The following is a 22,355-nucleotide window of genomic DNA, read 5'->3' as shown; positions in this document are numbered from 1 at the left end:
CGGGTGGCGTCAAGGGCGCGTCGTCCGACGGCATCCGAGCGGGTAGGCAGACCGGATGCGACTGCGCAGACGCTCCCGCCGCAGGACAGCTCGCGCCCTCGCGGTGGGGTTCATCGGCCTCGCCGCGGCCGCCGTCGCCGGCGGCTTCGCCCGCGCCCACCGCCGCGGCGCGACCAGCGGCGCTTCGGCCGGGGCGCGCACCCGCGACGACACGTTCACGTGCGAGTGCGGGCAGAAGCTGCGGTTCACGGGCGAGGGGCGCCACCGCGTCTTCTGGCTGCCCGACGCGGCGGCGGACGACCCGCTGCTCGAGGACAAGTGCCCGAGCTGCGAGCGCGAGCTCTCGACCCAGCCCGGCTAGGACTCGAGCAGCCGGACCGCGCGCTCGAGGTGCGGCGGGACGACCCGCCGCTCGCGCAGGACCCAGTGCAGGCCGCCGAGCGCGTCGAGGGCGCCGCGCCGCTCCTCCGCGCGGTTGCTCGTCAGCCGGGCGAGCGTGCCGGCCGCCGCCCGCGCAACGGGACGGCGGAGCCACAGCGACCAGACGTGGTTGCGGCTCTCGCGCCGGAGCCGTCCGGGGCGTGGGCCGGTCGCCCCCGGATGGTGATGCGCGACGACGTCGTCGACGTACGCGAGCGCCCAGCCGTCGCTGGCGAGCGCGAGCGCGAGCGCGGCCTCCTCGCCGCCGACGCCGAAGCGCGCGTCGAAGCCGCCCGCGGCGAGGAACGCCTCGCGGCGGACCGCGGCGCCGCAGGCGACGAACCCGAGGATCGGTGTGCCCGGCATGCCGTCGGCACGGGGCAGCGGGCCACGCGCCATCGCCGCGCACACCGGGTCGAGCCGCTCGGCGGGACCGACGAGGATCCGCGCCTGCACGAGACCCAGCCGCGGGTGGTCGTCGAAGAGCCGCGCGACCTCGGTCAGCGCGCCGGGCGCCCACCAGGAGTCGTCGTCGGCGAACGCGACGTACGGCGTGCCGATCACCCGCGCGCCGCGGGTTCGGGCGGCGGCGCCGAGGTTCTCCCGGGCGTCGATGACGTGGACGGAGGGGAAGCTCGCCCGCACCGCGTCCGCCGTCCCGTCGCTGGACCCGTTGTCCACTACGACGACGGGCGGAGCCTCGGGCAGCGCAACGAGACGCCCGAGCGTCGCAAGGAGGCCGTCGCGGCGGTCCCGCGTTGCCACGACCACGCCGACAAGATGTTGCCTCGACACGCCCTCGGCGTTCCCGCAGCACCCGAGCACCGACGCGGCGTCGAGCAGCGTTCCGTCGAAGAGCAACCCGTTGCAGCGGCGCGCTTTGCAAGGTTCCTTGCAGTTTGCAGGGAAATCGCCGATACCGTCGCGCGCCGTCCTTGCGCGTCCGTCGCCGTCTTCCCCTGGTCGCATGCATCGCGGTGGTCTGCGCCGTGTGCGTGAGCCTGCCGGTGCTCGCCGCGGACCCCGGTCGGCTGCGTGACCAGATCGCCGGCGCCGAGCGCCAGGAGCAGTCGCTGAGCGCGCAGGTCGCCCGGCTCGGCGGGCTCGCGGAGCGCACGCAGCGCCAGCTCACCGTGCTCGAGCGAAGGGTGGCCGAGGTCCAGTCCGACCTCGCCCGCGACGAGGCGCAGCTCGGCCGCCTGCAGGCCGACCTGGATGCCGAGCGCCGGCGGCTCGCCCGGCTCCGTTCCCGCCTGGCGGAGGTGCGCCGCGTGCTCGCGGGGCGGCTCGTCACGCGGTACAAGGCATCGGACATCGATGCGCTCAGCGTCGTGCTCGGGGCGCACAGCTTCTCCGACCTGCTCGAGCGCGCGAACTTCCTGCGGCGCATCCAGCACGCCGACGAGAACATCCTCATCGTCGTGCGGAACGCCCGCGGCGACGCGGCGCGCGAGACGAAGCGCCTGACGGTCGCCGAAACGCGCCAGCGCCGCATCGTCGAAGGGCTCCGCGCGCGGCGCAACGCGCTGGCGAGCATGCGCGCCGCCGTCGCATCGCGCAAGGCGATGCTCGACCGCATCCGCGCCGCGCGGGCCGCCGCGCTGTCGTCGGTGCGCGGCCGCAAGAGCCGGCTGAGGTCGAAGCTGCGCGAGGTCGAGCGCGCGATCGCACGCGCCGCGAGCGTCCCCGCCGCGGGCGGCGGGGCGGGTGGGGGCGCATCAAGCGGGCCGTGGGCGATCCCGTGGGAGATCGTGCAGTGCGAGTCCGGCGGGCAGAACCTGCCGCCGAACTGGGCGGGGGCGTCGGGCTACTACCAGATCATCCCGGAGACCTGGCAGCGCTCCGGCGGCAAGGGCCCCGCGGCCTACCTGCGCCCGAAGGCCGAGCAGGACGCGGTCGCCGCGCGCATCTGGGCGAACGACGGCGCCGACTCCTGGGACTGCACCGCGATCGTCAACGGCTAGACGGTCCTAGTCGATCACGCGGCCGACGACGACGCGCGTCACGCGGTTGCGGCTCGACAGCCGGAAGTCGGTGACGATCCGGCCCGCGAGGAACCTGCCGACCCAGCAGTGGCGGAAGCCCGACTCGTTCTCGCACTTGACGCCCTTGACCTTCGCCTTCACCGCGGCGCGCGTCGAGCCGATGCCGATGCCGGCCGCGGTCCGCTCCATCGGGCTCGTCGTCGAGAGCGTGATGACGCGCGCGTCGCTCGTGCGCCCGTTGAACGTCACCGTCGTCTTGCCGTAGGACCACTCGAGCACGCGGCCCATGATCGGGTGGTCGATCGTGCGGATCCGCGTCGGCTTGCCGGCTGCCGAGCGGACGCCGGTCTGCGTGAGGCCGAGCCGGATGCCCTTGATGCTCTGCTGCGGGACGATGACGGCGCCGGCGGGCGCGGCGGTGAGGGCGAAGGCCGCCGTCGTCACGGCGACCAGGGGGCGGGAGCGCATGGGCGCGACGCTACTCGTCGCCCTGGACGACGGCGAGCACCGCGCCCGCCTCGACCTGGGTGCCCTCGCCGACCCGCAGCTCGGCGAGCGTCCCGTCGGCGGGCGCGACGATCTCGTGCTCCATCTTCATCGCCTCGAGCACGAGCAGCGGCTGGCCGGCGGAGACGTCCGCGCCCTCCTCGACGAGCACGCGCACGACCGAACCGGGCATGGGGGAGGCGAGCGAGCCCGCCTGCGCGGCGGCCGACGGATCGGTGAAGCGCGGCTGCTCCGCGAGATCGGCCTGGCCTTCGTCGGTGTTGACCCACCACGCGACGCTGCCAGCGGGCGACGAGCTTCCGGATGGGGCGGTTGCGATGCGGTAGCGGCGGCGCACGCCGCCCACCTCGAGGTCGACCTCATCCGGCGTGCACGCGTGCAGCCGGGCGTCGTCGACCCGCTCGCCATCGATCTCGAGCACCGCGAGCGACCCGTCGCGCGCGAAGCGGTAGCCGACCTCGACGCCCTCGAACGCCACGCGCTGCAGCTGGGAGGGGACGTTGCGCCAGCCGCTCGGCAGCGACGCCTGCGCGGTCGCCCCGGCGCGGCGCGCGGCCTGCCCGGCGAGCGCGGCGGCCGCGGCGGCGAGGCGCCGGGCGTCCTCGCCGACGAGCGGCGCGGCGAGTTCCGCCGGGTCATGGCGCTCGAGGAACGACGTGTCGGCCGCGCCGCCGAGGAACTCCTCATGGCGCAGCACCCGGACGAGGAAGTCGCGGTTGGTGACCGTGCCGTGCAGCTCGGCCCGCGCGAGCGCGTCGGCGAGCCGCCGCGCCGCTTCGGCGCGCGTCGCCCCGTGCGCGACGACCTTCGCGATCATCGGGTCGTAGTACGGGCTGATGACCGAGCCGTCCTCGACGCCCGTGTCGACGCGCACGCCCTCGCCGAGCCGGAAGCGGGTCAGCGTGCCGGTCTGCGGCAGGAAGTCGTTCGCGGCGTCCTCGGCGTAGAGCCGCGCCTCGATCGCGTGTCCGTTCAACTGCGGCGGGTCCGGCAGCGCGCCGCCCTCCGCGACGCGCAGCTGCAGCTCGAGGAGGTCGACGCCACAGACGAGCTCGGTCACCGGATGCTCGACCTGCAGGCGCGTGTTGACCTCGAGGAAGAAGAACTCCCCCTCGGCGGTGAGCAGGAACTCGACCGTACCCGCGCCGACGTAGCGGAGCGCCTCGCCCGCCGCGACGGCCGCCTCGCTCATCCGCGCGCGCAGGTCGGCGTCGACCGCGGGCGACGGCGCCTCCTCGATGACCTTCTGGTGGCGGCGCTGCACCGAGCAGTCGCGCTCGTGCAGCGCGATGACGCGGCCGTGCGTGTCGCCGACGATCTGGATCTCGACGTGCCGCGCGCGCGGGGCGAACCGCTCGAGGAACACGGTGTCGTCGCCGAACGCGGACGCCGCCTCCCGCCGCGCCGACTCGACGGCGGCAGCGAGATCGCCGGGCGATTCGACGAGGCGCATCCCCTTGCCCCCGCCGCCGGCGGAGGCCTTGACGAGGAGGGGGAAGCCGACCTCCTGGCCGGCCTCCTCGAGGCCGGAGGGGTCCGGTGGGGCGGAGGCCGAGGGATCCGGTGGTGAGGAGGCGGATGAAGGGGGTGCGGCGGAGGCGGAGGGAGACGGTGGTGAGGAGGCGGATGGAAGGCGTGGGGCGGAGAGGTGCCGGCCGGGGAGCACGGGGACGCCGGCGCGCTCCATCCGGTCGCGCGCCTCGGTCTTCGATCCCATCGCCGCGATCGCCTCGGGAGACGGACCGATCCACGTCAGCCCGGCGTCGATCACGGCCTGCGCGAACGCCGCGTTCTCCGCGAGGAACCCGTAGCCGGGGTGGATCGCGTCGGCGCCGCAGCGCTTCGCCGCCTCGATCACCGCGTCGCCGCGCAGGTACGACTCCGCGGGCGTCGCGCCGCCGAGCGCGACCGCCACGTCGGCCTCGCGCACGAAGGGCGCGCCGGCGTCCGGCTCGGAGTACACGGCGGCGGTCGCGATGCCGAGCCGGCGGCACGTCGAGAAGACGCGCCGCGCGATCTCCCCGCGGTTGGCGACGAGGACGCGCCGGATCACATCCGGAACACGCCGAAGCCCTCGGCGCCCTCCACCTCGGAGGTGTGCACGACCGACAGCGCGAGCCCCAGCACGGTCCGCGAGTCGCGCGGGTCGATGATCCCGTCGTCGTAGCCGCGCGACGAGTTCGCGATCGCCGTCGCCTCGCTCTCGATCTGCGTCTCGACGGCGGTGCGCATCTGCTCGCCCGCCGCCTCGTCGAACTCCTGCCCGCGCGCCGCGGCGGCCGCGCGCGCGACGATGTCGAGCACGCCCGCGAGCTGCTGCGGGCCCATCACGGCGGACGTCGCGCTCGGCCACGAGAAGAGGAAGCGCGGCGCGTACGCGCGGCCGGCCATCGCGTAGTTCGCGGCGCCGTACGAGCCGCCGATGATCAGCCCGAGGTGCGGCACCCGCGAGTTCGAGACCGCGTTGATCATCTTCGCGCCGTCCTTGATGATCCCGCCCTGCTCGTAGTCCTTGCCGACCATGAACCCGGTCGTGTTGTGGACGAAGAGCAGCGGCACGTCCTTCTGGTTGGCGAGCTGGATGAACTGCGCCGCCTTCTGCGCCTCCTCGCTGAAGAGGATCCCGCGAACGTTGGCGAGCACGCCCACGGGGAAGCCGTGGATCGATCCCCAGCCGGTCGACAGCGCCGTGCCGTACAGCGGCTTGAACTCGTCGTAGACCGACCCGTCGAGGATCCGCGCGAGCACCTCGCGCGTGTCGAACGGGACCTTGAGGTCGGCGCTGGCGATCGCGACGAGCTCCTCGGGGTCGGCGAGCGGCGGCACGGCCGGCTCGGTCGGACCGGGGCCACGCTTGCGCCAGTTCAGGCGGCGGACGATCTCGCGCCCGCGCCGCAGCGCGTCCTCCTCGTCGACGGCCAGCTCGTCGCTGAGTCCGGAGACGCGCGAGTGCATCTCCGCGCCGCCGAGCTCCTCCTCGTCGGACTCCTCGCCCGTCGCCATCTTCACGAGCGGCGGGCCGCCGAGGAACACCTTCGCGCGGTCCTGCACGAAGACCGTGTAGTCGCACATGCCCGGGATGTACGCCCCGCCGGCGGTCGAGTTGCCGAACACGAGCGCGATCGTCGGGATGTCCGCCGCCGACATCCGCGTGAGGTCGCGGAACATCTGGCCGCCGGGGATGAACAGCTCGGCCTGCGTCGGGAGGTCCGCGCCGCCGGACTCGACGAGGTTGATGAACGGCAGCCGGTTCTCGAGCGCGATCTGCATCGCCCGCAGCGCCTTGCGCAGCGTGTACGGGTTGCTCGTCCCGCCGCGGACCGTCGGGTCGTTCGCGCTGACCATGCACTCGACGCCCTCGACGACGCCGATGCCGCAGACCATCGAGCCGCCGACGTGGTAGCTCGTGCCGGCGCCGACGAACGGCATCAGCTCGAGGAACGCCGAGTCGCGGTCGAGCAGCAGCTCGATCCGCTCGCGGGGGAGCAGCTTGCCGCGCTTGCGATGCCGCTCGACGTACCGCTCGCCGCCGCCGCCGCGCGCCTGGTCGAGCAGCTCCTCGAGCTCGCGCAGGCGCTGCTCCATCGCCTCCGCGTTCGCGCGGGCGGCATCGGATGACGGGTCGAACGTGGTCCGCAGGGTCGGCACGGGCCGCGCATGCAATCACGCGGCGCGGGCGAGCACCTGCGCGAGCGTCACCAGCACCGTGTGCGGCTCCTCGACGAGCTGCCGCCAGCTGATGCGGATCACCACGTAGCCGCGGGTCTGCAGCCAGGCGTCCTTCCTGCGGTCCCGTTCGAACGCCTGGCGCGTGCTGTGGAACGCGAACCCGTCGACCTTGACGATCGTGCGTTCCTCTCGCCACAGGACGTCGACTTCGTAGTTGCCCATCGTCACGTTCGTCTCCGGCCGCGGGAGGCCGCTGCTCTTGATGAGGTCTATGAGCCGGCGTTCGGCTTCGCTGCGGGTGATCCTCGGCCCGTCGTCGACGAGGTGCTTCAGCCGCGGCCTTGTTCTCAGCTCCTGCTCGGTGACCTTCTTGAGCACCAGCGCCTCGTTCACCGCGCGCTCGAGGTCGCGCGGAGGGAGGAACAGCGCCGCGTCGTCGAGGGCTCGGCCAGGGGCAACGAGGGGGAGGACTCGTTCCAGGGTGCGGACGTCCGCGGCGGGGATGGATCCGGTTCGGTGGACGACGATGCCCGGGCGGGATCGGCGCCCCCGTCCCTCGATGATCACCTCGACGGGGCCGTCGTAGCGGAGGAGGCCCCACGTCTTGAGGGCGGAGCGATGGGAGACGACCGCGCCGTCCCCGGTCGCGAGCACCGCCGCCAGCTCACGTGCGAGAGGCGCGAGAACGGGGTGCCCCACGGCGTAGACGCCGCGATGAACCGGGTGGAGCCGTCCCGCTTGGACTCGCCGAGTGACCGCGGGGTAGGCGAATCCGATGGCGACGAGCTGCGGCGTGGTGACGAGACCGCGTTGCCGAGCGGCGATCCAGGCGGCTCCCTCAACACCGAAAGGAACGTGCACCGCGACCCCCGCGACGACGACGCGTGCACGTTCCTTTCGCATATCGAAAGGAACGTGCACCGACCCCGCGGCGGAAGGAGACGGTGCACGAAACGATCGGTCCGGGGACACCACGCGAGCGAACCAGAGAACCTCCCCCTCGTCGCGCAGTAGACGTCACAGAACTGCGCCGAGACGCCGCGGCAGACCGCGAACGAACGACGTACTCAGGACACAGCCGGCGCATGGCGAGCCGGGGGCGCCCGCAACACGGACCAAGCCACCGACCCACCGAGGATCGCGACCATGATCGGAAGCGAGTACTCGGGGCCGACCTTGCCGAAGATCTCGGCCCACGCCATCTTCAGCCCGATGAAGATCAGCAGGACGGCGAGCCCCGCCTTCAACGCCCAGAACCGCTCGACCAGGTCCGAGACGAAGAAGAACAGCGGCCGCATGCCCAGCAGAGCGAACGCGTTCGCCGCCCAGACGACGTAGGTGTCGGTGGTGATCGCGAGGATCGCGGGCACGGAGTCGACGGCGAACAGCAGATCCGCGACGGCGACGGCGACCAGCGCCAACGCGATGCCGCTCAGCGGCAGCCACTTCTGCAGCTTCGTGACGAGCGCCTTGCCGTCGTCGTGCTCGTTGCGCGACGTCCACAGGCGCCAGCCGGTCCAGATCAACACCGCGGCGAACACCCACGCGAGCCACGCGAAGCGCTCGAGCGCGGCGGCGCCGATGACGATCGCGATCGCGCGCAGAACCAGGGCGAGGATCACGCCGAACGCCAGCGCCGGCCCGCGCTGGTGGTCGGGCAGCGCGAGGGCGCCGAAGATCACGAAGAAGACGAAGACGTTGTCGAGGGAGAGCGACTTCTCGACGAGGAAGCCCGCGAGGTAGTCGGCGCCGTCGCCCGAGCCCTGGACCGCCCAGACGTACGCGGTGAACGCGAGGCCGACGGCGAACCAGCCGACGCTCCAGATGACCGCGTTGCGGGTCGATGGCGGCGTGCGCACCCGGAACGACCGCCACAGGTCGAACAGGAACAACGCGAGGACGATGGCGATGAGGACGAGCCATGCGCTGGCTCCGGACTCCATGAACGACGGCAACGGACGATCTCCCTTCGGCTGGTCGGACCACGATCAGTCGAAGGTTTCTCCGCGCCGCAAGCGACGCCGCCGGACCCGGGCGCCAAGAGGCGCCGTGCTGACGGGAACCGGCCGTCGGGGTACTTCCCTTCGCCGCGAAGCTTAGCGGGCGAAGACGACGCCGCGCCCCTCCGCCGGACGGGCGGAGAGGCGCGGGTTGGGGCTAGGCGGCGAGGGCGAGGTGGGCGGGCTCGGCGACCTCGAGGGCGATCGCGCCGTCGGCGTCGGTCGCCCGGACGGTCGTGCCCTCGGCGAGCCGGCCGTCGAGGATCGCCCGCGTCAGCTCCTTCTCTAGCGTGCGGCGGAGGTGGCGCTGCAGCGGGCGGGCGCCGTACTCCTCGTCGAAGCCCTCCCGTGCGAGCCGGCTGACGAGCGCGTCGTCGACCTCGAGCGTCACGCCGCGCTCGACGAGCAGCCGCGCGCCGACGCGGTTGACCATCAGCCGGGCGATCCGCTCGACCTCCGCGGGCGCGAGCGCGCGGAACGTGACGATCTCGTCGATCCGGTTGAGGAACTCGGGGAGGAACGCGCTCTTCGCCGCCGCGAGCATGCGCTCGCCGTCCGGCGACGCGCCCTGCTCCGGGGCCGTGAAGCCCACCGACCGCTTCGCATTGCCGGCGCCGAGGTTCGACGTCATGACGATCACCGCGTTGGTGAAGTCGACCGTGCGGCCCTCGCCGTCGGTCAGCCGCCCGTCGTCCATGACCTGCAGCAGCACGTTCCACACCTCGGGGTGCGCCTTCTCGATCTCGTCGAGCAGCACGACGCTGTACGGGCGGCGCCGGACCGGCTCGGTGAGCTGGCCGCCGTCGCCGTATCCGACGTAGCCGGGCGGCGAGCCGATGAGCCGCGCGACCGTGTGCGGCTCGCGGTACTCGGACATGTCGATGCGGACCAGCGCCTTCTCCGTGGCGAACAGCCGCTCCGCCAGCGCCTTGACGAGCTCGGTCTTGCCGACGCCCGTTGGGCCGAGGAAGAGGAACGAGCCGAGCGGGCGGTCGCCCTCCGACAGGCCCACGCGGGCGCGCCGGATGGTGTCGGCGACGACCTCGACGGCCTCGTCCTGGCCGACGAGCCGCTCGTGCAGCGCGTCCTCCAGGGCGGCGAGCCGCTCGAGCTCGCCGGCCACCAGCTCACCCACCGGGATCCCGGTGCGCGTGGCGATGACCGCGGCGACGTCGCGCTCGGTCACCTCGGTCGCGGCCGGAGCCTCATCCGCACCCAGCGCGTCGATCCGCGCCTTGATCCGTGCGGCGGCCTCGTAGTCCTCCGCGTCGATCGCGGCCTGCTTCTCCGCCTCGAGCTGCTCGACCGCGCCGGCGCCGCGCAGGCGCAGCTTGGCCGCCGCCTGGTCGATCAGGTCGATCGCCTTGTCGGGCAGGTGGTACTCGGTGACGTAGCGGTCGCTGAGGCGCGCCGCGGCGACGAGCGCCTCGTCGGTGATCGCGATGCCGTGGTGGTCCTCGTAGCCGGCACGGAGGCCGCGGAGGATCTCGACGGTGTCCTCGACGCTCGGCTCCTCCACCGTCACGGGGGAGAAGCGCCGCGCCAGGGCGCCGTCGCGCTCGACGCGCCGGTACTCGGCCAGCGTCGTCGCGCCGATCATCCGCAGCTCGCCGCGGGCGAGCAGCGGCTTGAGCATGTTCGCAGCGTCCATCGCGCCCTCGGCGTTGCCCGCGCCGAGGATCGTGTGGAGCTCGTCGACGAAGAGCACGATGCGGCCCTCGGAGTCGGCGACCTCCTGCAGCGCCGCCTTGAGGCGCTGCTCGAACTGCCCGCGGTACTGGGCGCCGGCGACCATGCCGGCCAAGTCGAGGGCGACGAGCCGGGCGCCCTGGAGCGCGTCGGGCACCTCGCCATTCGCGATGCGCAGGGCGAGGCCCTCCGCGATCGCGGTCTTGCCGACGCCGGCCTCGCCGATGAGGACGGCGTTGTTCTTGCGCCGGCGGGCGAGGATCTCGATCGTCTGCTCGATCTCGAGCTCGCGCCCGATCACGGGGTCGATGCGGCCCTCGAGGGCCTCGGAGGTGAGGTCACGGCCGAACTCGTCGAGCGCCGGCGTCTTCGAAGAGGACGACGGCTGCTGCTCGGCGGCCACGCCGCCGCGCTGCTGGGCCATGAGGCGGCGCGCGCAGGGCTCGCAGACCGCGCCGGCACGGCCGCCGGGTCCCACGACCTGCACCGCGCCGGGCCGTTGCCCGCACACCGCGCAGGGCGGGGCGTCGAAGGAGTCGTAGGGAGTCAAGATGGGTCCTCGGTCGGGAAGAAAGATCTCAGTGAGACGGACTGAGATAATAGCGTCCCGCGAAGGTACCCGGTGGGGGTACTACGTGAACTCGATCACACTGCGGATGCCGTCCTGGGCCTCCATCAGCTCAAACCCGCGGTTGACCTCGTCGAGCGTGATCCGGTGCGAGATGAACGGGTCGACGTCGATGTCGCCGTCGAGGTAGCGCTGCACGAGCTGGGGCACCTGGTCGCGGCCCTTCACGCCGCCGAACGACGACCCGCAGACGCGGCGGCCGGTGATGAGGAAGCGGGGGACGATGTCGAGCGTCTCGCCCTTGCCGGCCACACCGGCGACGGTGCAGAGGCCCCAGCCCATGCGGGCCGCCTCGACGGCCTGGCGCATGACGTCGACGAGGCCGGTGGCCTCGAACGTGTAGTCCGCGCCGAAGCCGCCCGTCTCGTCGAGCACGCGCTGCACGGTGTCCGCGCCGGCGACCCACGTGTCGGTCGCCCCCTGCCCGCGCGCGAGCTCCAGCCGCTCCTCCGACAGGTCGACGCAGATGACGCGCTCGGCGCCCGACAGGCGGCAGCCGGCGACGGCGCCGAGGCCGACCATGCCCGCGCCGAAGACGACGCACGTCGACCCCGGCTGGACCTTCGCGGTGAACATCGCCGCGCCGAGCCCGGTCGACAGGCCGCAGGCGAACAGGCACGCCCGGTCGAGCGGCGCGTCGGGCGACACCTTCGCCAGCGCGATCTCCGGCATGACCGTGTACTCCGCGAACGTGCTCGTCCCCATGAAGTGCCGGATGTCCTCGCCGCCGCGCGACAGCCTGACCGTGCCGTCGGGGAGGTGGCCGAGGTTCTGCTCGGCGCGGATCGCCATGCAGAGGTTCGTCCGGTCGTCGCGGCAGTGCACGCACTCGCGGCACTGCGGCGAGAAGAGCGTCACCACGTGGTCGCCGACCGCGACGTCGCGCACGCCCTCGCCGATCTTCTCGACGACGCCCGCGCCCTCGTGGCCGAGCACCGCGGGGGCGTAGCCGGACGGGTCCGCGCCGGACGCCGTGTACATGTCGGTGTGGCAGACGCCGCAGGCGACCAACCGCACGAGGACCTCGCCCGGCCGGGGATCCTGGAGCTCGACGTCCTGGACGACGAGCGGCTGACCGAACTCCTCGAGCACTGCGGCGCGCATCTGCATGCGCGCGATCCTGTCAGACCGTTTCCACCGAACTTCCGCCGGGGAAGCGAGTGGCATGCAGCCACTCGACGCGCTGCTCGCGATGGGTCGCAACACGCTCGGCGACTGGACCTCGCTGGCGACCGACGGCATCCCGGGCGGCGACGACCTCGACGCCTGGGACCCCGACTACATCCGCGCGACGCTGCCGCTGCTGCGGCCCGCGTTCTCGGCGTACTTCCGCAGCGAGGTGCGCGGGCTCGAACGGCTGCCCGACGGCCCCGCGCTGCTCGTCGGCAACCACTCGGGCGGCACGGTCATCGTCGACACGTTCATCTTCGCGTGCGAGTTCTACGCGCGCTTCGGGCCGGACCGGCGCTTCCACCAGCTGGCCCACGACGTCGCGGTGCGGGTGCCGGGCACGGGCATCCGCCGATACGGCACGCTGGCCGCCAACCACGACAACGCGCGCGCGGCGTTCAAGCGCGGAGCGCCCGTGCTCGTCTACCCCGGCGGCGACTACGAGACGTTCCGCCCCACCTGGCACTCGGACCGCATCGACTTCGGCGGGCGCAAGGGCTGGGTCCGGCTGGCGCTCGAGGAGCGCGTCCCGATCGTCCCCGTCGTCTCGATCGGCGGCCAGGAGACGGCGCTCTTCCTCACGCGCGGCCAGCGCGCCGCGCGGGCGTTCGGTCTCGATCGCTTCGCGCGGATCAAGGTGCTGCCCGTCAGCGTCGCGCCGCCGTTCGGCCTGACCGTGCTCGACCTGCCGGGCCGGCTGCCGCTGCCGGCGAAGATCACGCTCGAGGTGATGGACCCGATCGACCCCGTCGAGCGCTTCGGCGAGGACGCCGACCACGACGAGGTCTACGAGGCGATCACCGGCGAGATGCAAGGCACGCTGTCGGACCTCGCCGACGAGCGCACCCTGCCGCTCGTCGGCTAGCCGGTCACGGGCTGCGCGCCGAGCAGCTCCCGCTCCTCGTCGCTGATGAGCCGGGAGGTCCTCGCGTGCCTCCCGTGCGTGGTCATCGCGGCGGCGTACCCAGCCAGTGCTCGATCAGATGCCGCGCGATCGCCAGCCGCGGCGGCACGCCGACCTCGCCGCGCTCGGCGACGGCGTCCTCGAGCTCGGCGCGGGTGAACCACCGCACCTCCTCCATCTCCTCGTCGACGGCGCGGGCCTCGCCGCTCGCGTGGCGGGCGATGAACCCCAGCATGAGCTGCGCCGGGAACGGCCACGGCTGCGAGGCGAGGTAGCGCACGTCCGTGACCTCGACGCCGGCCTCCTCGCGCACCTCGCGTGCGACCGCCTCCTCGAGCGACTCGCCCTGCTCGACGAACCCGGCGAGCGCCGACCAGCGGTTCGCCGGCCACGACGGCTGGCGGCCGAGCAGCACGCGGTCGTCGCCGTCCTCGACGAGCATGATCACGACGGGGTCGGTGCGCGGGTAGTGGTGCGCGCCGCAGTTCGGGCACGCGCGGATGTGGCCGGCCTGCTCGGGCGCCGTCCGCGTGCCGCACCGCGCGCAGTGCTGGTGGGAGCGGTGCCAGTTGCGCAGCGCCGACGCGTACGCGGCCAGGCCGCCCTCGTCCTGCGCGAGGCCGGCCGCGGCGGTGCGCAGGTCGGTGAGCTCGGCGTCGTCCGCCGCCTCGATCGCGAAGAGCGCGCCGCCGTCCTCGATGCCGAGCAGCACGGGCTCGACCGCCTCGGGATCCATCGGTACGCGCGCCAGCCTGCTCCCGTCGTCTGCGTCGAGCAGCACGCCGCGGCGCCCCGCGACGACCGCGCGGCTGGCCGGGTCCCGCACCCGCTCGGCCACCCACGCATCGTCGGTCCGGCGGTCGCTGATGCGGTCGACGACGGCTCCGGCGAAGGTCTGCAGCACCAGCGGAGCATGGCAAGTGGGCGCCGCACGAACGCGCCCGGAGCGCGATGATCCTTGGATGTCCGACCAGCGCGAGCACGACATCGTCCTCTTCGGCGCGACCGGCTTCACCGGCGGGCTGACGGCCGAGTACCTGGCGGCGAACGCCCCCGAGGGGGTGCGGTGGGCCTTCGCGGGGCGCAGCATGCAGAAGCTCGAGCGCCTCCGCGACCGGCTCGGCGCCGACGTCCCGCTGCTGCGCGCGGACGTCACCGACGAGGCGTCGCTGCGCGACGTCGCGTCCTCGTCGCGTGTCGTCGCGACGACGGTCGGCCCCTACCTGCAGCACGGTGCGCCGCTCGTCGCGGCCTGCGCGGCGGAGGGAACCGACTACGCCGACATCACGGGGGAGCCGGAGTTCGTCGATCGCATGTACGTCGAGCACCACGACACCGCCGTGCGGACCGGCGCGCGCATCGTCCACGCGTGCGGGTTCGACTCGATCCCGCATGACCTCGGCGCGTACTTCACGGTGCAGCAGCTGCCGGAGGGCGTCCCGCTCACGGTCAAGGGCTTCGTGCGCGCGGGCGGCAAGCCGTCGGCGGGCACGTTCCACTCCGCGATCGGCGCGTTCTCGCGCGTGCGCCAGGGCGCCGCCGCGGCGAAGGAGCGCAAGGGCCGCGAGCAGCGCCCCGCGGACCGCAGGATCCGCTCGGTCAAGGCGACGCCGTACCACGAGGAAGCGGTCGACGCGTGGGCTCTGCCGATGCCGACGATCGACCCGCAGGTGATCAAGCGCTCCGCCGCCGCGCTGGACCGCTACGGCCCCGACTTCTCCTACGGCCACTACGTCGCGATCAAGCACCTGCCCGCCGCCGTCGGGCTCGTCGGCGGCGTCTCGACGCTGTTCGCGCTCGCCCAGCTGCCGCCGACGCGCAACCTGCTCCTCGGCCGCATGACCTCGGGCGACGGCCCGTCGCCGGAGCAGCGCGAGAAGAGCTGGTTCAAGGTCCGCTTCGTCGGCGAGGGCGGGGGAGAGCGCGTCGTGACGGAGGTCGCGGGCGGCGACCCCGGCTATGGCGAGACGTCGAAGATGCTCGCCGAGTCCGCGCTCTGCCTGGCGACCGACGACCTGCCGGCGACGGCGGGGCAGGTCACGACGGCGCACGCGATGGGCGACGCGCTGCTCGCGCGGCTGCAGGCCGCCGGGATCACGTTCACCGTGCTGGAAGGGGCTCGCCCGCAGGGGGCGTCGCCGAGCGGGAACGGGTCCGGGAGAGCACCATCACCGACAGCGCGATGATCGCCGCGAACGCGGTCAGCGCGAGGACGGGGATCGTCACGTAGCCGAACTCGTCGATCCACTTGACTGCGCAGGACCCGCCGCCGACCTTGCAGCCGGCCGACTCCGCCTCGGGGTGGTACTCGATGTAGATGTGGTAGATCGAGACGCAGCCGCCGATCACGGCGATCGGCAGCGCGTAGAGCGCGCCGCCGCGGGCGTCGCGCCGGACCGCCGCCATCAGCAGCAGCACGGCGAGCGGGTACATCGCGATCCGCTGGAACCAGCACAGCCGGCACGGGATGAAGTCGGCGTACTCGGAGAAGAAGAGGCTGCCGGCGGTGGCGACCGCCGCGACGGCCCAGGCGACCCACAGCTCGGATCCGAGCAGCGTGTCGCGCGCCTCCGCGAGCAACGCGCGGGCGCGCGCGGAGAACAGCGCCGCGATCGCGACGACCAGCAGGACGGCGAGCACGACCTGCAGCAGGATCGCCAGCACCGCGAGGATCGTCGAGACCGTGTCGGTGACGTCCGCCTTGCTCACGGCGCGACACCGTAGTGATGGGACCTAAGGGAACGGCACGCCGTGCGCGGCGAGGACGGGCCGGACGGCGTCCTCGTCGATGCTCTCGACGGCGCTGAAGTCCAGGCGCGCGGTCGCTCCGCGCTCGACCAGGTCCTCGAGGATGTCGTCGAGCAGCGGGGCCGTCGCGCCGTCCAGCTCGCCGGTCGGCTTGACGACGACCACGCCGTCTCGGTGCTCCACGTCGATGTCGAAAGGGGTCATCGCGATCTCCGCTACCCGATCGCCGACACCGCAACCTCGGGCCTTCGCGCGTGTCTGGACGGTCCGTCGCCCTCCCTACACTCGTGCCCGCGTCATGGCCCGTCACCGTCTGAAACTCCTGATCGCCGCGCTCACCGCGCTCCTCGTCCTCTGCGCCGCCGCGTTCGCCCAGGGCTACGGCCGCTCGTCCGAGATCCCCGACGAGCCGTGCTTCGGCGCCGCCGCGCGGGACCCGCAGAACCCCTGCAACAACAAGAAGCTGCGGATGAAGGTCATTCCGCAGCCCGAGGATGCGGTGCTCGAGCCGAACTCGCCGTGCAAGCTCGAGAAGGCCGGCAAGTACCTCTACGCGTGCGGGTTCGGCGTCGATCCCGCCGAGGCGACGCGCACGGTCGCGCTCATCGGCGACAGCCACGCCGCCCATCTGCGCGCCACGCTCGAGACCGTGGTGCAGCAGCGCAAGTGGGCCGGCGTCTCGATGACGCGCGCGGGCTGCCCGTTCACGAAGTCGGTCACGAACATCCCGAAGCCGCTCGACAAGCAGTGCGCGGCGTGGAAGCCCGAGGTCGAGCGCTACCTCCGCGCCCATCCGGAGATCTCGACCATCTTCACCTCGGCGAGCGCCGGGGTGCGGGTCAAGGTCCGCAAGGGCAAGGACCCGTGGAAGGAGAAGATCGCCGGCTACGCGCGGGAGTGGAAGTCGCTGCCGGACTCGGTCAAGCACGTGGTCGTCATCCACGACACGCCGCGGGCGACGGCGAACACGATGCCGTGCGTCGAGAACGCGATCCGCGCGAAGAAGCGCGCCGCCACGGCCTGCGCGGTCCCGCGCAGCTTCGCGGCCAAGCGCGACGCCCAGGTGCTCGCGGCCAAGACCGTGAACGACCCGCAGGTGCAGGTCGTCGACCTCACCGACTTCTTCTGCAGCGACCGGATGTGCTTCCCCGTCATCGGCGGCGCCCTCGTCCACAAGGACATCGACCACATGACGCAGGTCTACGCCACGACGCTGGGGCCGTACCTGCTGCGCGACGTCGAGGGTCTGCTGCAGAGCTGGACCGATCCGGACACGTCGCCCGGCGGCGACCCCGGCACACCGGCGGGATGATCCGGGCGGCCCTCCTCGCCGCGGCGCTCGGCGCCGCGCTCGCGGGGGCGCCCTCCACCGCGACGGCGGCATCGCCGCGCGACGCCCGTGTCCCGATCCTGCTCTACCACCACATCGCCGAGGCTCCGGCCGACGCGAGCAGCCCCGCGCTGTGGGTGCGGCCGTCGGTCTTCGCCGGGCAGATGCGCGGCCTCGAGGAGGCCGGCTACCACGCCGTGACGCTCGAGCGGGCGTGGGCCGCGTGGACGCGCGGGCGCGCGCTGCCGCCCAAGCCGGTGATCGTCAGCTTCGACGACGGCTACGCGGAGCAGGTCACCGAGGCGCTGCCCGTCCTGCGCGAGCAGCGCTGGCCGGGCGTGCTGAACCTCCAGACGAACCGGATCGGCGTCGAGGGCGGCGTCAGCCGCGCGGACGTGCGGACGCTCATCCGCGCCGGCTGGGAGATCGACCCGCACAGCGTCACCCACCCGGACCTGACGAAGGTGAGCGCGCGCCAGCTGCGCGAGGAGGTGGCCGGCTCGCGCCGCGTGCTGCGCCGCGCGTTCGGCGTCGCCGCCCGGTTCTTCTGCTACCCGTTCGGCCACTACGACCGCCGGGTCGTGCGGGCCGTCGAGGCCGCGGGCTACCTCGGCGCGACGACCACGAAGCGGGCCGCCGCGTCCCGCCGCTCGGGCCGGTTCGCCCTGCCGCGCGTCATCGTCACCGAGCGCCTGCGCGGCAGCGACCTCGTCCGCCGCCTGCAGTCGCTGTGAAACGCCGCACCGGACCGGAACTTCGAGCCCCCGGACGTGTCTCAGGGCCTTGTTAGCCTCGTCCGCCGTCCCCGACCGGAGAGAACGATGACTCGTTTCCGCCTGATCTTCCTGGCCGCCCTGGCCTCCCTGGCCGCCGTCGCCGCCATCGCTTCCGCGACCGCTGGTGCTTCGAGCCCGAAGGCCTTCGCCGCGACGAAGTCCTGCACCCCGCCGAAGTACCCCGGCAACGGCTACTTCACCTCGCTGAAGGTCACGGGCGTCGGCTGCACGACCGGCAAGCGCGTCACGCTCGCGCACTACCGCTGCCGCGTGAAGAACGGCAAGAAGGGCTACTGCCGCTCGCGCGTCCTCGGCTACAAGTGCAGCGAGAACCGCAACTCGATCCCCACCGAGATCAACTCGCGCGTCACCTGCCGCAACGGCAGCAAGAAGGTCGTCTACACGTACCAGCAGAACATCTGAGCGCCGGGGAGGCCGGCTCGGGCGCTCAGCGCCCGAGCCACCTCGCCGCGTTGTCCTCGAAGACCGTCTTGAACGACGCGTCGTCGAGGACGCCCTGCTCCCGCAGGAAGGGCACGACCTCGTCGAACACGAGCGTCATGCTCCAGTTGTAGATCGCGCCCGACGCCTCGATCTGGGCCACCGCCTCCTCGGGGAACCAGTCGATGGTCGCGCAGTAGTCCTGGCCGAGGAAGATGCGCTCGGCGTGGCCGCGGCGCAGCAGCTCGGCCGTGACCTCGTTGCGCTGCGCGAACGGCAGGTACATGTCGAGCCCGTACCGGTCGAGCCCGACGTAGACCCCGCGGTCGAGCAGCGCCTGCGCGTACTCGACGTCCGGGCTGTCGCCCGTGTGCGCGATCTGGATCTTCTCCGGCGCGACGCCCTCCTCGAGGAAGAGGTCGACCTGCTTCGGGCCCGTTCCCACCGCGGGCATCGAGTGGGCCATGATCGGCGCGCCGGTCTGCAGCGACGCGCGCGCGCACGCGCGATGGACCTTCTCGACGTTCTCCGTCAGGCCGGGCGCGTCGGCCGCGCACTTGAGGAACGCCGCCTTGATGTCCGTCCCCTGGATGCCCTGCTCGATGTCGTCGACGAAGTGCTGGGCGATGAGGTCGGCGTCGCGGTTCTCGAAGTAGTGGGGGAGGTAGTCGTACGTGTAGATGCCGGTGCAGGGGACGATCTGCACGCCGGTGCGCTCCGCCACGCCGCGCATGAAGGTCACGTCGCGGCCGCCGAACATCGCGGTCGGGTCGACGATGGTCCGCACCCCGCGCTCCTTCGCCGCCTCGACGGCCTCGACCGCGGTCGCCATCTCGCCTTCGGCGTCGTAGCGGCCGGGCCAGTTCTCGGCGACGGCCTCGTCGCGGAAGCGGACGTGCTCGTGGATGAGCGTGGTGCCGAGGTCTCCGGCGTCGATCGGACCCTGAACGGTGTTGACCCTCATGCGGCGCGATCGTACGCACCGCGCGTCAGCGACACCGCCGTGGCCGCGACGCCGTCGAAGTCCGCGGGGCCGCGACGCGCCGGATCGACCTCGACGGCGACGACGAGCAGCCCGCCGGTGATCGCGGCCACGTAGGGCGCGGCGACCTCGCCGAGCTTCGCCGGGGCGGCGACGATCGCGATCGCCCACAGCGTCGAGGTGCCGTCCTCGCGCGGCTCGGTCCAGTAGGCGAGGTGGCCGGGGACGCCGGCGTCGAGCAGGCCGTGCATCGCGGTCGTCGCGCGGCCGCGGATCGGGCTGACGAACCGGCGGCGCAGCGCGTCCTGGTCCTCGAGCTCGAGCCCGCGCGTCGACGCGTACCCGCGCACGTAGGCGGTGAGCGCCCACGGGTACGCGCGCTGGTCGCGCTCGTCCGCGCTCATCTCGCCGCCCGCGCGGACCATGCCCCACAGGAGCTTCCACGCGCACCACAGTCCGAAGACCGCGGTGATCACGCCGCCGTAGACGAGGCCGAGCCGGTCCGCGACGTACAGCCCGCCCGCCAGCCCGGCGAGCAGGACGAGGAACGTGACGAAGGCGATCGTCCAGCCGACGCGGCGGCCGCGGCCGCGGTTGACCTTGCGGTACGCCTCGACGGCGGCCGGGAAGTCGGCGGGCGGCTCCTTCCACTCGACCGTCGCGACGCCGTCGTCGATCCAGCGGCGGCGCGCGGTCGGCTCGGGCGGGCCGGCGGTGACGGCCGGGTCGAGCAGCGGGAACCGGGCGGCCGACGTCTGCATGGCCGCGACGATCGCCGAGGCGAGGCGGCAGAGCGCGTCGAGCTGCGCGGGGTCGGCGAGCGCGCCGGGCACCGCGACGCAGAGGAAGCCGTGCTCGATCTCGATGTCGACGTCGGGGTGGACCGCCGGCAGCAGCGGCGTGGCGGCATCGACGATCGCCGCGACGGTCCGCTCGTCCTCGGCCGGGGTGAAGCGCCAGCGGAAGCCGTCGCGCTCCTCCACCGTGACCGGCGGAGCGACCATCGTCACGCGCGGGTCGCTCGACTCCTTCTGACGGCCGATGGTCATCAGCGCCTTCGTCTCGCCCGCCTTGCCGGCGCGCAGCTCGGACACCGCGCGGCCGGCGTCCATCAGGTCGGCCACCGTGACGGTCTCCGGGTACGCGGACCAGTGGACGTGGCCGTCGGAGTCGGTGCTCTGGCGCAGGTGGACGTGGTGCGCGACCAGGCCGACCGCGCCGCCGGGCAGCGTGCCGTGGCAGATGTGGGCCGTGCGGCGCTCGGGGCGCTTGCGCGGCCGCTCGAGCGTGAGGCTGTCGAAGAAGCCCGCGCCCGGCGTGTCGCGCGTCGAGCGGTGCGCGCCGAGGCCGAGCCCGCTGCGCAGCGTCGGCGTCCACGCCGGCAGCAGCGCCTCGTGCGTGTGCGTCAGCCCCCGCTCCCGCGCGTAGGCCGCGAGGTCCGGCGTGTCGTCGGCGGGCAGGTCGAAGTCGCCGGGGACGGGCGGGAGGTCGAGCGTGCGCGGCTGCATGGGGGCGACCATCGCCGATCCGCGGCCCGTTGTCAGTCTCAACGCGGTCTCGCCGGGCGCACTCTGGAGGAGCCCGTCCCGGCCCTGGCGGAAGCCCGGCTCGAAGTGGCGGAGAACCGTCCTTGTTCCGGCCCATCGGAGCCCGCATGCTCGACGCCCAGTCAGTCACCTGCTCCCGCTCCCACTCACCGCCCCCTCATGCGCAAGCTCATCCTCCTCGCCGTCCTCGCCGCAGTCGTCGTCGGCTCGACCGGCTGCGTCGGCATCCAGTCCGCCACGACCGAGCAGACGGCGTCGCTCGGCTCGGTCAAGTACAGCGTCACCGTGTGCGCCAACGGCTCGGCCAACTGCCAGCCGCCGACGAACACGACGAGCGCCTACGCGCAGCTCAACCAGGACACGTCGGTGCCGACCCAGCTGCTCTTCGCCGTGCGGCTGCCGGAGGGCTCACCGGTTCCCGACCTCATCAACGGGGTCTGGGCCGGCAAGGGCACGCTGCTGAGCTTCCAGCGCTGGGCCAGCTACGAGGCCGAGCTGGAGCGGCTCGCGCCGGCCCCGCCCGGTGAGCGCTGGTCCGGGTACGTCTCGAGCTCGTTCGCGTACGGCCTCGCGCAGGCGCAGGCCATGACGATCACCTTCTACGCGCCCCTGCCGCGCGGGGCCGACGGCCCGGCGCTCGAGTCGGTGCCGTGGCGGCCGGTCATCGGGACGCGGCTCGTCGATGCGGCGAACGGCCTCCCCGCCAACCGCCCCGTGAGCTGCGAGGCCTCGCTGACCAAGCCGGTCTACGAGAACAAGACGGCGCAGAAGACGAGCATCTGCATCGACGGCCCGACGCCGGACGCGATCTCCGGCCACCTGGACGCGCCCGTCACGGACTTCGGCATCACCGGCACCCCCGCGAAGGTCGCGGCCGGTTCGCAGGTCACGATGCCGTTCCTCGCCAAGCGGACCGGCCAGCCGGACTTCAAGACGACGTTCGACCTCGCCTTCGCCGGTGGCCCGCCCGGCGCGAGGGTGACCCTCGACCGGACGACGGCGTCGCTCGGAGGCGAGGCCGTGCAGCCGGTCGTCGCGACGGTCGACGTCCCGGCCGGGACGCCCGCGGGCGACTACCCCGTGACCATCACCGGCACCGCGGCCGGCAAGCCGAAGCGCACCGGCACCGCGGTCGTCACCGTGGTCGCGCCGGCGGCCGAGCAGCCGCCCGTCGTGCAGACCCCCGTGGAGTCGCCGCCGGTGCAGCAGCCGAACGCGGCCGACACGATCGCACCGGTCATCCGGGCGGCGAAGCTGAGCCGGTCGTCGTTCAAGGCGGGCGCGAAGGGCGTCGCGCTGAAGGTGTCGCTGAGCGAGGCCGCCTCGCTGACGCTGAAGGTGGAGCGCGTGGTCGCGAAGCGCCGCGCGAAGGCGGCCGGGACGCTGCGCCGGACGGTGCGCTCGGGCGCGTCGAGCGTCGCCTTCGGCGGACGGATCGGCGGGCGCCGGTTGGCTGCCGGCGCGTACCGGATGAGGATCTCGGCGCGGGACGCTGCGGGCAACGCGTCGCCCGCGCGGACGCTGCGCTTCAGGATCGTGCGCGGCTGAGAGGACGTTCG

At 73.2% G+C, this 22,355-nt stretch carries 21 protein-coding genes and 1 pseudogene; 8 read left to right on the top strand and 14 right to left on the bottom strand.

Annotated elements, in window-relative coordinates:
- Positions 1–55: 55 nt before the first annotated feature.
- Complete coding sequence (locus AC1UE4_RS07775) at positions 56–361, top strand: hypothetical protein (protein WP_482916650.1); 306 nt, start codon at positions 56–58, stop codon at positions 359–361.
- Here the strand turns inward: AC1UE4_RS07775 and AC1UE4_RS07770 are convergent.
- Entirely contained in the window at positions 358–1,281 is a 924-nt protein-coding gene (locus AC1UE4_RS07770; RefSeq protein ID WP_482916649.1) for a glycosyltransferase family 2 protein, read from the bottom strand. The genes AC1UE4_RS07775 and AC1UE4_RS07770 overlap by 4 nt on opposite strands.
- A 134-nt stretch (positions 1,282–1,415) precedes the next feature.
- On the opposite strand from AC1UE4_RS07770, the gene AC1UE4_RS07765 reads away from it, so the two are divergent.
- Positions 1,416–2,384 (top strand): transglycosylase family protein, encoded by a 969-nt coding sequence (locus AC1UE4_RS07765; protein ID WP_482916648.1) that lies wholly within the window; start codon positions 1,416–1,418, stop codon positions 2,382–2,384.
- A gap of 6 nt (positions 2,385–2,390) precedes the next feature.
- Here the strand turns inward: AC1UE4_RS07765 and AC1UE4_RS07760 are convergent, their stop codons facing one another.
- The 8 genes and pseudogenes from AC1UE4_RS07760 to AC1UE4_RS07725 form a co-directional block, all read right to left on the bottom strand.
- Positions 2,391–2,873 (bottom strand): hypothetical protein, encoded by a 483-nt coding sequence (locus tag AC1UE4_RS07760; protein ID WP_482916647.1) that lies wholly within the window; start codon positions 2,871–2,873, stop codon positions 2,391–2,393.
- Positions 2,874–2,883: 10 nt separating this feature from the next.
- On the bottom strand, positions 2,884–4,965 hold the full coding sequence (locus AC1UE4_RS07755; protein WP_482916646.1) for an acetyl/propionyl/methylcrotonyl-CoA carboxylase subunit alpha: 2,082 nt from the start codon (positions 4,963–4,965) through the stop codon (positions 2,884–2,886).
- The gene (locus AC1UE4_RS07750; protein WP_482918218.1) at positions 4,962–6,497 is read right to left on the bottom strand and encodes an acyl-CoA carboxylase subunit beta; all 1,536 of its coding nucleotides are present in this window, start codon (positions 6,495–6,497) and stop codon (positions 4,962–4,964) included. Before AC1UE4_RS07750 ends, AC1UE4_RS07755 begins: the two co-directional genes overlap by 4 nt.
- Before the next feature lie 78 nt (positions 6,498–6,575).
- Entirely contained in the window at positions 6,576–7,235 is a 660-nt protein-coding gene (locus tag AC1UE4_RS07745) for an endonuclease domain-containing protein (protein ID WP_482918217.1), read from the bottom strand.
- 54 nt (positions 7,236–7,289) lie between these two features.
- Positions 7,290–7,484, bottom strand: a pseudogene (locus AC1UE4_RS07740) (type IV toxin-antitoxin system AbiEi family antitoxin domain-containing protein); the annotation flags it as partial.
- A 164-nt stretch (positions 7,485–7,648) separates the two neighbouring features.
- Positions 7,649–8,536, bottom strand: coding sequence for a TerC family protein (locus tag AC1UE4_RS07735; RefSeq protein WP_482916645.1), 888 nt, complete (start codon positions 8,534–8,536; stop codon positions 7,649–7,651).
- Between the two features lie 202 nt (positions 8,537–8,738).
- Entirely contained in the window at positions 8,739–10,694 is a 1,956-nt protein-coding gene (locus AC1UE4_RS07730; RefSeq protein WP_482916644.1) for an ATP-dependent Clp protease ATP-binding subunit, read from the bottom strand.
- A 207-nt stretch (positions 10,695–10,901) separates the two neighbouring features.
- Entirely contained in the window at positions 10,902–12,008 is a 1,107-nt protein-coding gene (locus tag AC1UE4_RS07725; protein ID WP_482916643.1) for an alcohol dehydrogenase catalytic domain-containing protein, read from the bottom strand.
- Between the two features lie 82 nt (positions 12,009–12,090).
- Between AC1UE4_RS07725 and AC1UE4_RS07720 the strand changes: the two genes are divergently transcribed.
- A complete protein-coding gene (locus tag AC1UE4_RS07720; RefSeq protein WP_482918216.1) occupies positions 12,091–12,933 on the top strand; it encodes a 1-acyl-sn-glycerol-3-phosphate acyltransferase in 843 nt (280 codons plus the stop codon).
- 82 nt (positions 12,934–13,015) lie between these two features.
- Here the strand turns inward: AC1UE4_RS07720 and nudC are convergent, their stop codons facing one another.
- The gene (nudC, locus tag AC1UE4_RS07715) at positions 13,016–13,876 is read right to left on the bottom strand and encodes an NAD(+) diphosphatase (RefSeq protein ID WP_482916642.1); all 861 of its coding nucleotides are present in this window, start codon (positions 13,874–13,876) and stop codon (positions 13,016–13,018) included.
- Positions 13,877–13,934: 58 nt separating this feature from the next.
- Here nudC and AC1UE4_RS07710 point away from each other — a divergent pair, with 58 nt between their 5' ends.
- Positions 13,935–15,158, top strand: coding sequence for a saccharopine dehydrogenase family protein (locus AC1UE4_RS07710; RefSeq protein WP_482916641.1), 1,224 nt, complete (start codon positions 13,935–13,937; stop codon positions 15,156–15,158).
- Here AC1UE4_RS07710 and AC1UE4_RS07705 read toward each other — a convergent pair.
- Positions 15,073–15,681 (bottom strand): disulfide oxidoreductase, encoded by a 609-nt coding sequence (locus tag AC1UE4_RS07705; RefSeq protein ID WP_482916640.1) that lies wholly within the window; start codon positions 15,679–15,681, stop codon positions 15,073–15,075. The two genes, AC1UE4_RS07710 and AC1UE4_RS07705, sit on opposite strands and share 86 nt — an antisense overlap.
- 24 nt (positions 15,682–15,705) lie before the next feature.
- Complete coding sequence (locus tag AC1UE4_RS07700) at positions 15,706–15,924, bottom strand: STAS domain-containing protein (protein WP_482916639.1); 219 nt, start codon at positions 15,922–15,924, stop codon at positions 15,706–15,708.
- A 94-nt stretch (positions 15,925–16,018) separates the two neighbouring features.
- Here AC1UE4_RS07700 and AC1UE4_RS07695 point away from each other — a divergent pair, with 94 nt between their 5' ends.
- The 3 genes from AC1UE4_RS07695 (at position 16,019) to AC1UE4_RS07685 (ending at position 18,249) form a co-directional block, all read left to right on the top strand.
- Positions 16,019–17,032, top strand: a complete 1,014-nt coding sequence (locus tag AC1UE4_RS07695) for an SGNH hydrolase domain-containing protein (protein ID WP_482916638.1) — start codon at positions 16,019–16,021, stop codon at positions 17,030–17,032.
- Complete coding sequence (locus tag AC1UE4_RS07690; protein WP_482916637.1) at positions 17,029–17,784, top strand: polysaccharide deacetylase family protein; 756 nt, start codon at positions 17,029–17,031, stop codon at positions 17,782–17,784. Before AC1UE4_RS07695 ends, AC1UE4_RS07690 begins: the two co-directional genes overlap by 4 nt.
- 87 nt (positions 17,785–17,871) lie before the next feature.
- A complete protein-coding gene (locus AC1UE4_RS07685; protein WP_482916636.1) occupies positions 17,872–18,249 on the top strand; it encodes a hypothetical protein in 378 nt (125 codons plus the stop codon).
- 25 nt (positions 18,250–18,274) lie between these two features.
- Here the strand turns inward: AC1UE4_RS07685 and AC1UE4_RS07680 are convergent, their stop codons facing one another.
- Together AC1UE4_RS07680 and AC1UE4_RS07675 are read right to left on the bottom strand one after the other, a co-directional pair.
- Positions 18,275–19,231: a phosphotriesterase family protein gene (locus AC1UE4_RS07680; protein WP_482916635.1), complete on the bottom strand. Its 957-nt coding sequence runs from the start codon at positions 19,229–19,231 to the stop codon at positions 18,275–18,277.
- Positions 19,228–20,757 carry a hypothetical protein gene (locus AC1UE4_RS07675; protein WP_482916634.1) on the bottom strand — a complete coding sequence of 510 codons (1,530 nt, stop codon included), beginning with the start codon at positions 20,755–20,757 and terminating at the stop codon, positions 19,228–19,230. The genes AC1UE4_RS07680 and AC1UE4_RS07675 overlap by 4 nt, the downstream gene beginning before the upstream one ends.
- A gap of 198 nt (positions 20,758–20,955) precedes the next feature.
- On the opposite strand from AC1UE4_RS07675, the gene AC1UE4_RS07670 reads away from it, so the two are divergent.
- Positions 20,956–22,344, top strand: coding sequence for a hypothetical protein (locus AC1UE4_RS07670; protein ID WP_482916633.1), 1,389 nt, complete (start codon positions 20,956–20,958; stop codon positions 22,342–22,344).
- The last annotated feature ends 11 nt before the right edge of the window (positions 22,345–22,355 follow it).

The organism is Parviterribacter kavangonensis (genome assembly GCF_056863335.1).
The sequence above is the reverse complement of the archived record's forward strand: the minus strand, read 5'-3'. Positions and strand labels throughout refer to the sequence as shown.

What these genes read in the sequence shown, in the direction of transcription:
- AC1UE4_RS07775 (WP_482916650.1), top strand. Translation starts at nt 56, where the DNA reads ATGCGACTGCGCAGACGCTCCCGCCGCAGGACAGCTCGCGCCCTCGCG.
- AC1UE4_RS07760 (WP_482916647.1), bottom strand. Translation starts at nt 2,873, where the DNA reads ATGCGCTCCCGCCCCCTGGTCGCCGTGACGACGGCGGCCTTCGCCCTC.
- AC1UE4_RS07750 (WP_482918218.1), bottom strand. Translation starts at nt 6,497, where the DNA reads ATGGAGCAGCGCCTGCGCGAGCTCGAGGAGCTGCTCGACCAGGCGCGC.
- AC1UE4_RS07730 (WP_482916644.1), bottom strand. Translation starts at nt 10,694, where the DNA reads ATGGCCCAGCAGCGCGGCGGCGTGGCCGCCGAGCAGCAGCCGTCGTCC.
- AC1UE4_RS07725 (WP_482916643.1), bottom strand. Translation starts at nt 12,008, where the DNA reads ATGCAGATGCGCGCCGCAGTGCTCGAGGAGTTCGGTCAGCCGCTCGTC.
- AC1UE4_RS07720 (WP_482918216.1), top strand. Translation starts at nt 12,091, where the DNA reads ATGGGTCGCAACACGCTCGGCGACTGGACCTCGCTGGCGACCGACGGC.
- AC1UE4_RS07710 (WP_482916641.1), top strand. Translation starts at nt 13,935, where the DNA reads ATGTCCGACCAGCGCGAGCACGACATCGTCCTCTTCGGCGCGACCGGC.
- AC1UE4_RS07700 (WP_482916639.1), bottom strand. Translation starts at nt 15,924, where the DNA reads ATGACCCCTTTCGACATCGACGTGGAGCACCGAGACGGCGTGGTCGTC.
- AC1UE4_RS07695 (WP_482916638.1), top strand. Translation starts at nt 16,019, where the DNA reads ATGGCCCGTCACCGTCTGAAACTCCTGATCGCCGCGCTCACCGCGCTC.
- AC1UE4_RS07690 (WP_482916637.1), top strand. Translation starts at nt 17,029, where the DNA reads ATGATCCGGGCGGCCCTCCTCGCCGCGGCGCTCGGCGCCGCGCTCGCG.
- AC1UE4_RS07685 (WP_482916636.1), top strand. Translation starts at nt 17,872, where the DNA reads ATGACTCGTTTCCGCCTGATCTTCCTGGCCGCCCTGGCCTCCCTGGCC.
- AC1UE4_RS07680 (WP_482916635.1), bottom strand. Translation starts at nt 19,231, where the DNA reads ATGAGGGTCAACACCGTTCAGGGTCCGATCGACGCCGGAGACCTCGGC.
- AC1UE4_RS07675 (WP_482916634.1), bottom strand. Translation starts at nt 20,757, where the DNA reads ATGCAGCCGCGCACGCTCGACCTCCCGCCCGTCCCCGGCGACTTCGAC.
- AC1UE4_RS07670 (WP_482916633.1), top strand. Translation starts at nt 20,956, where the DNA reads ATGCGCAAGCTCATCCTCCTCGCCGTCCTCGCCGCAGTCGTCGTCGGC.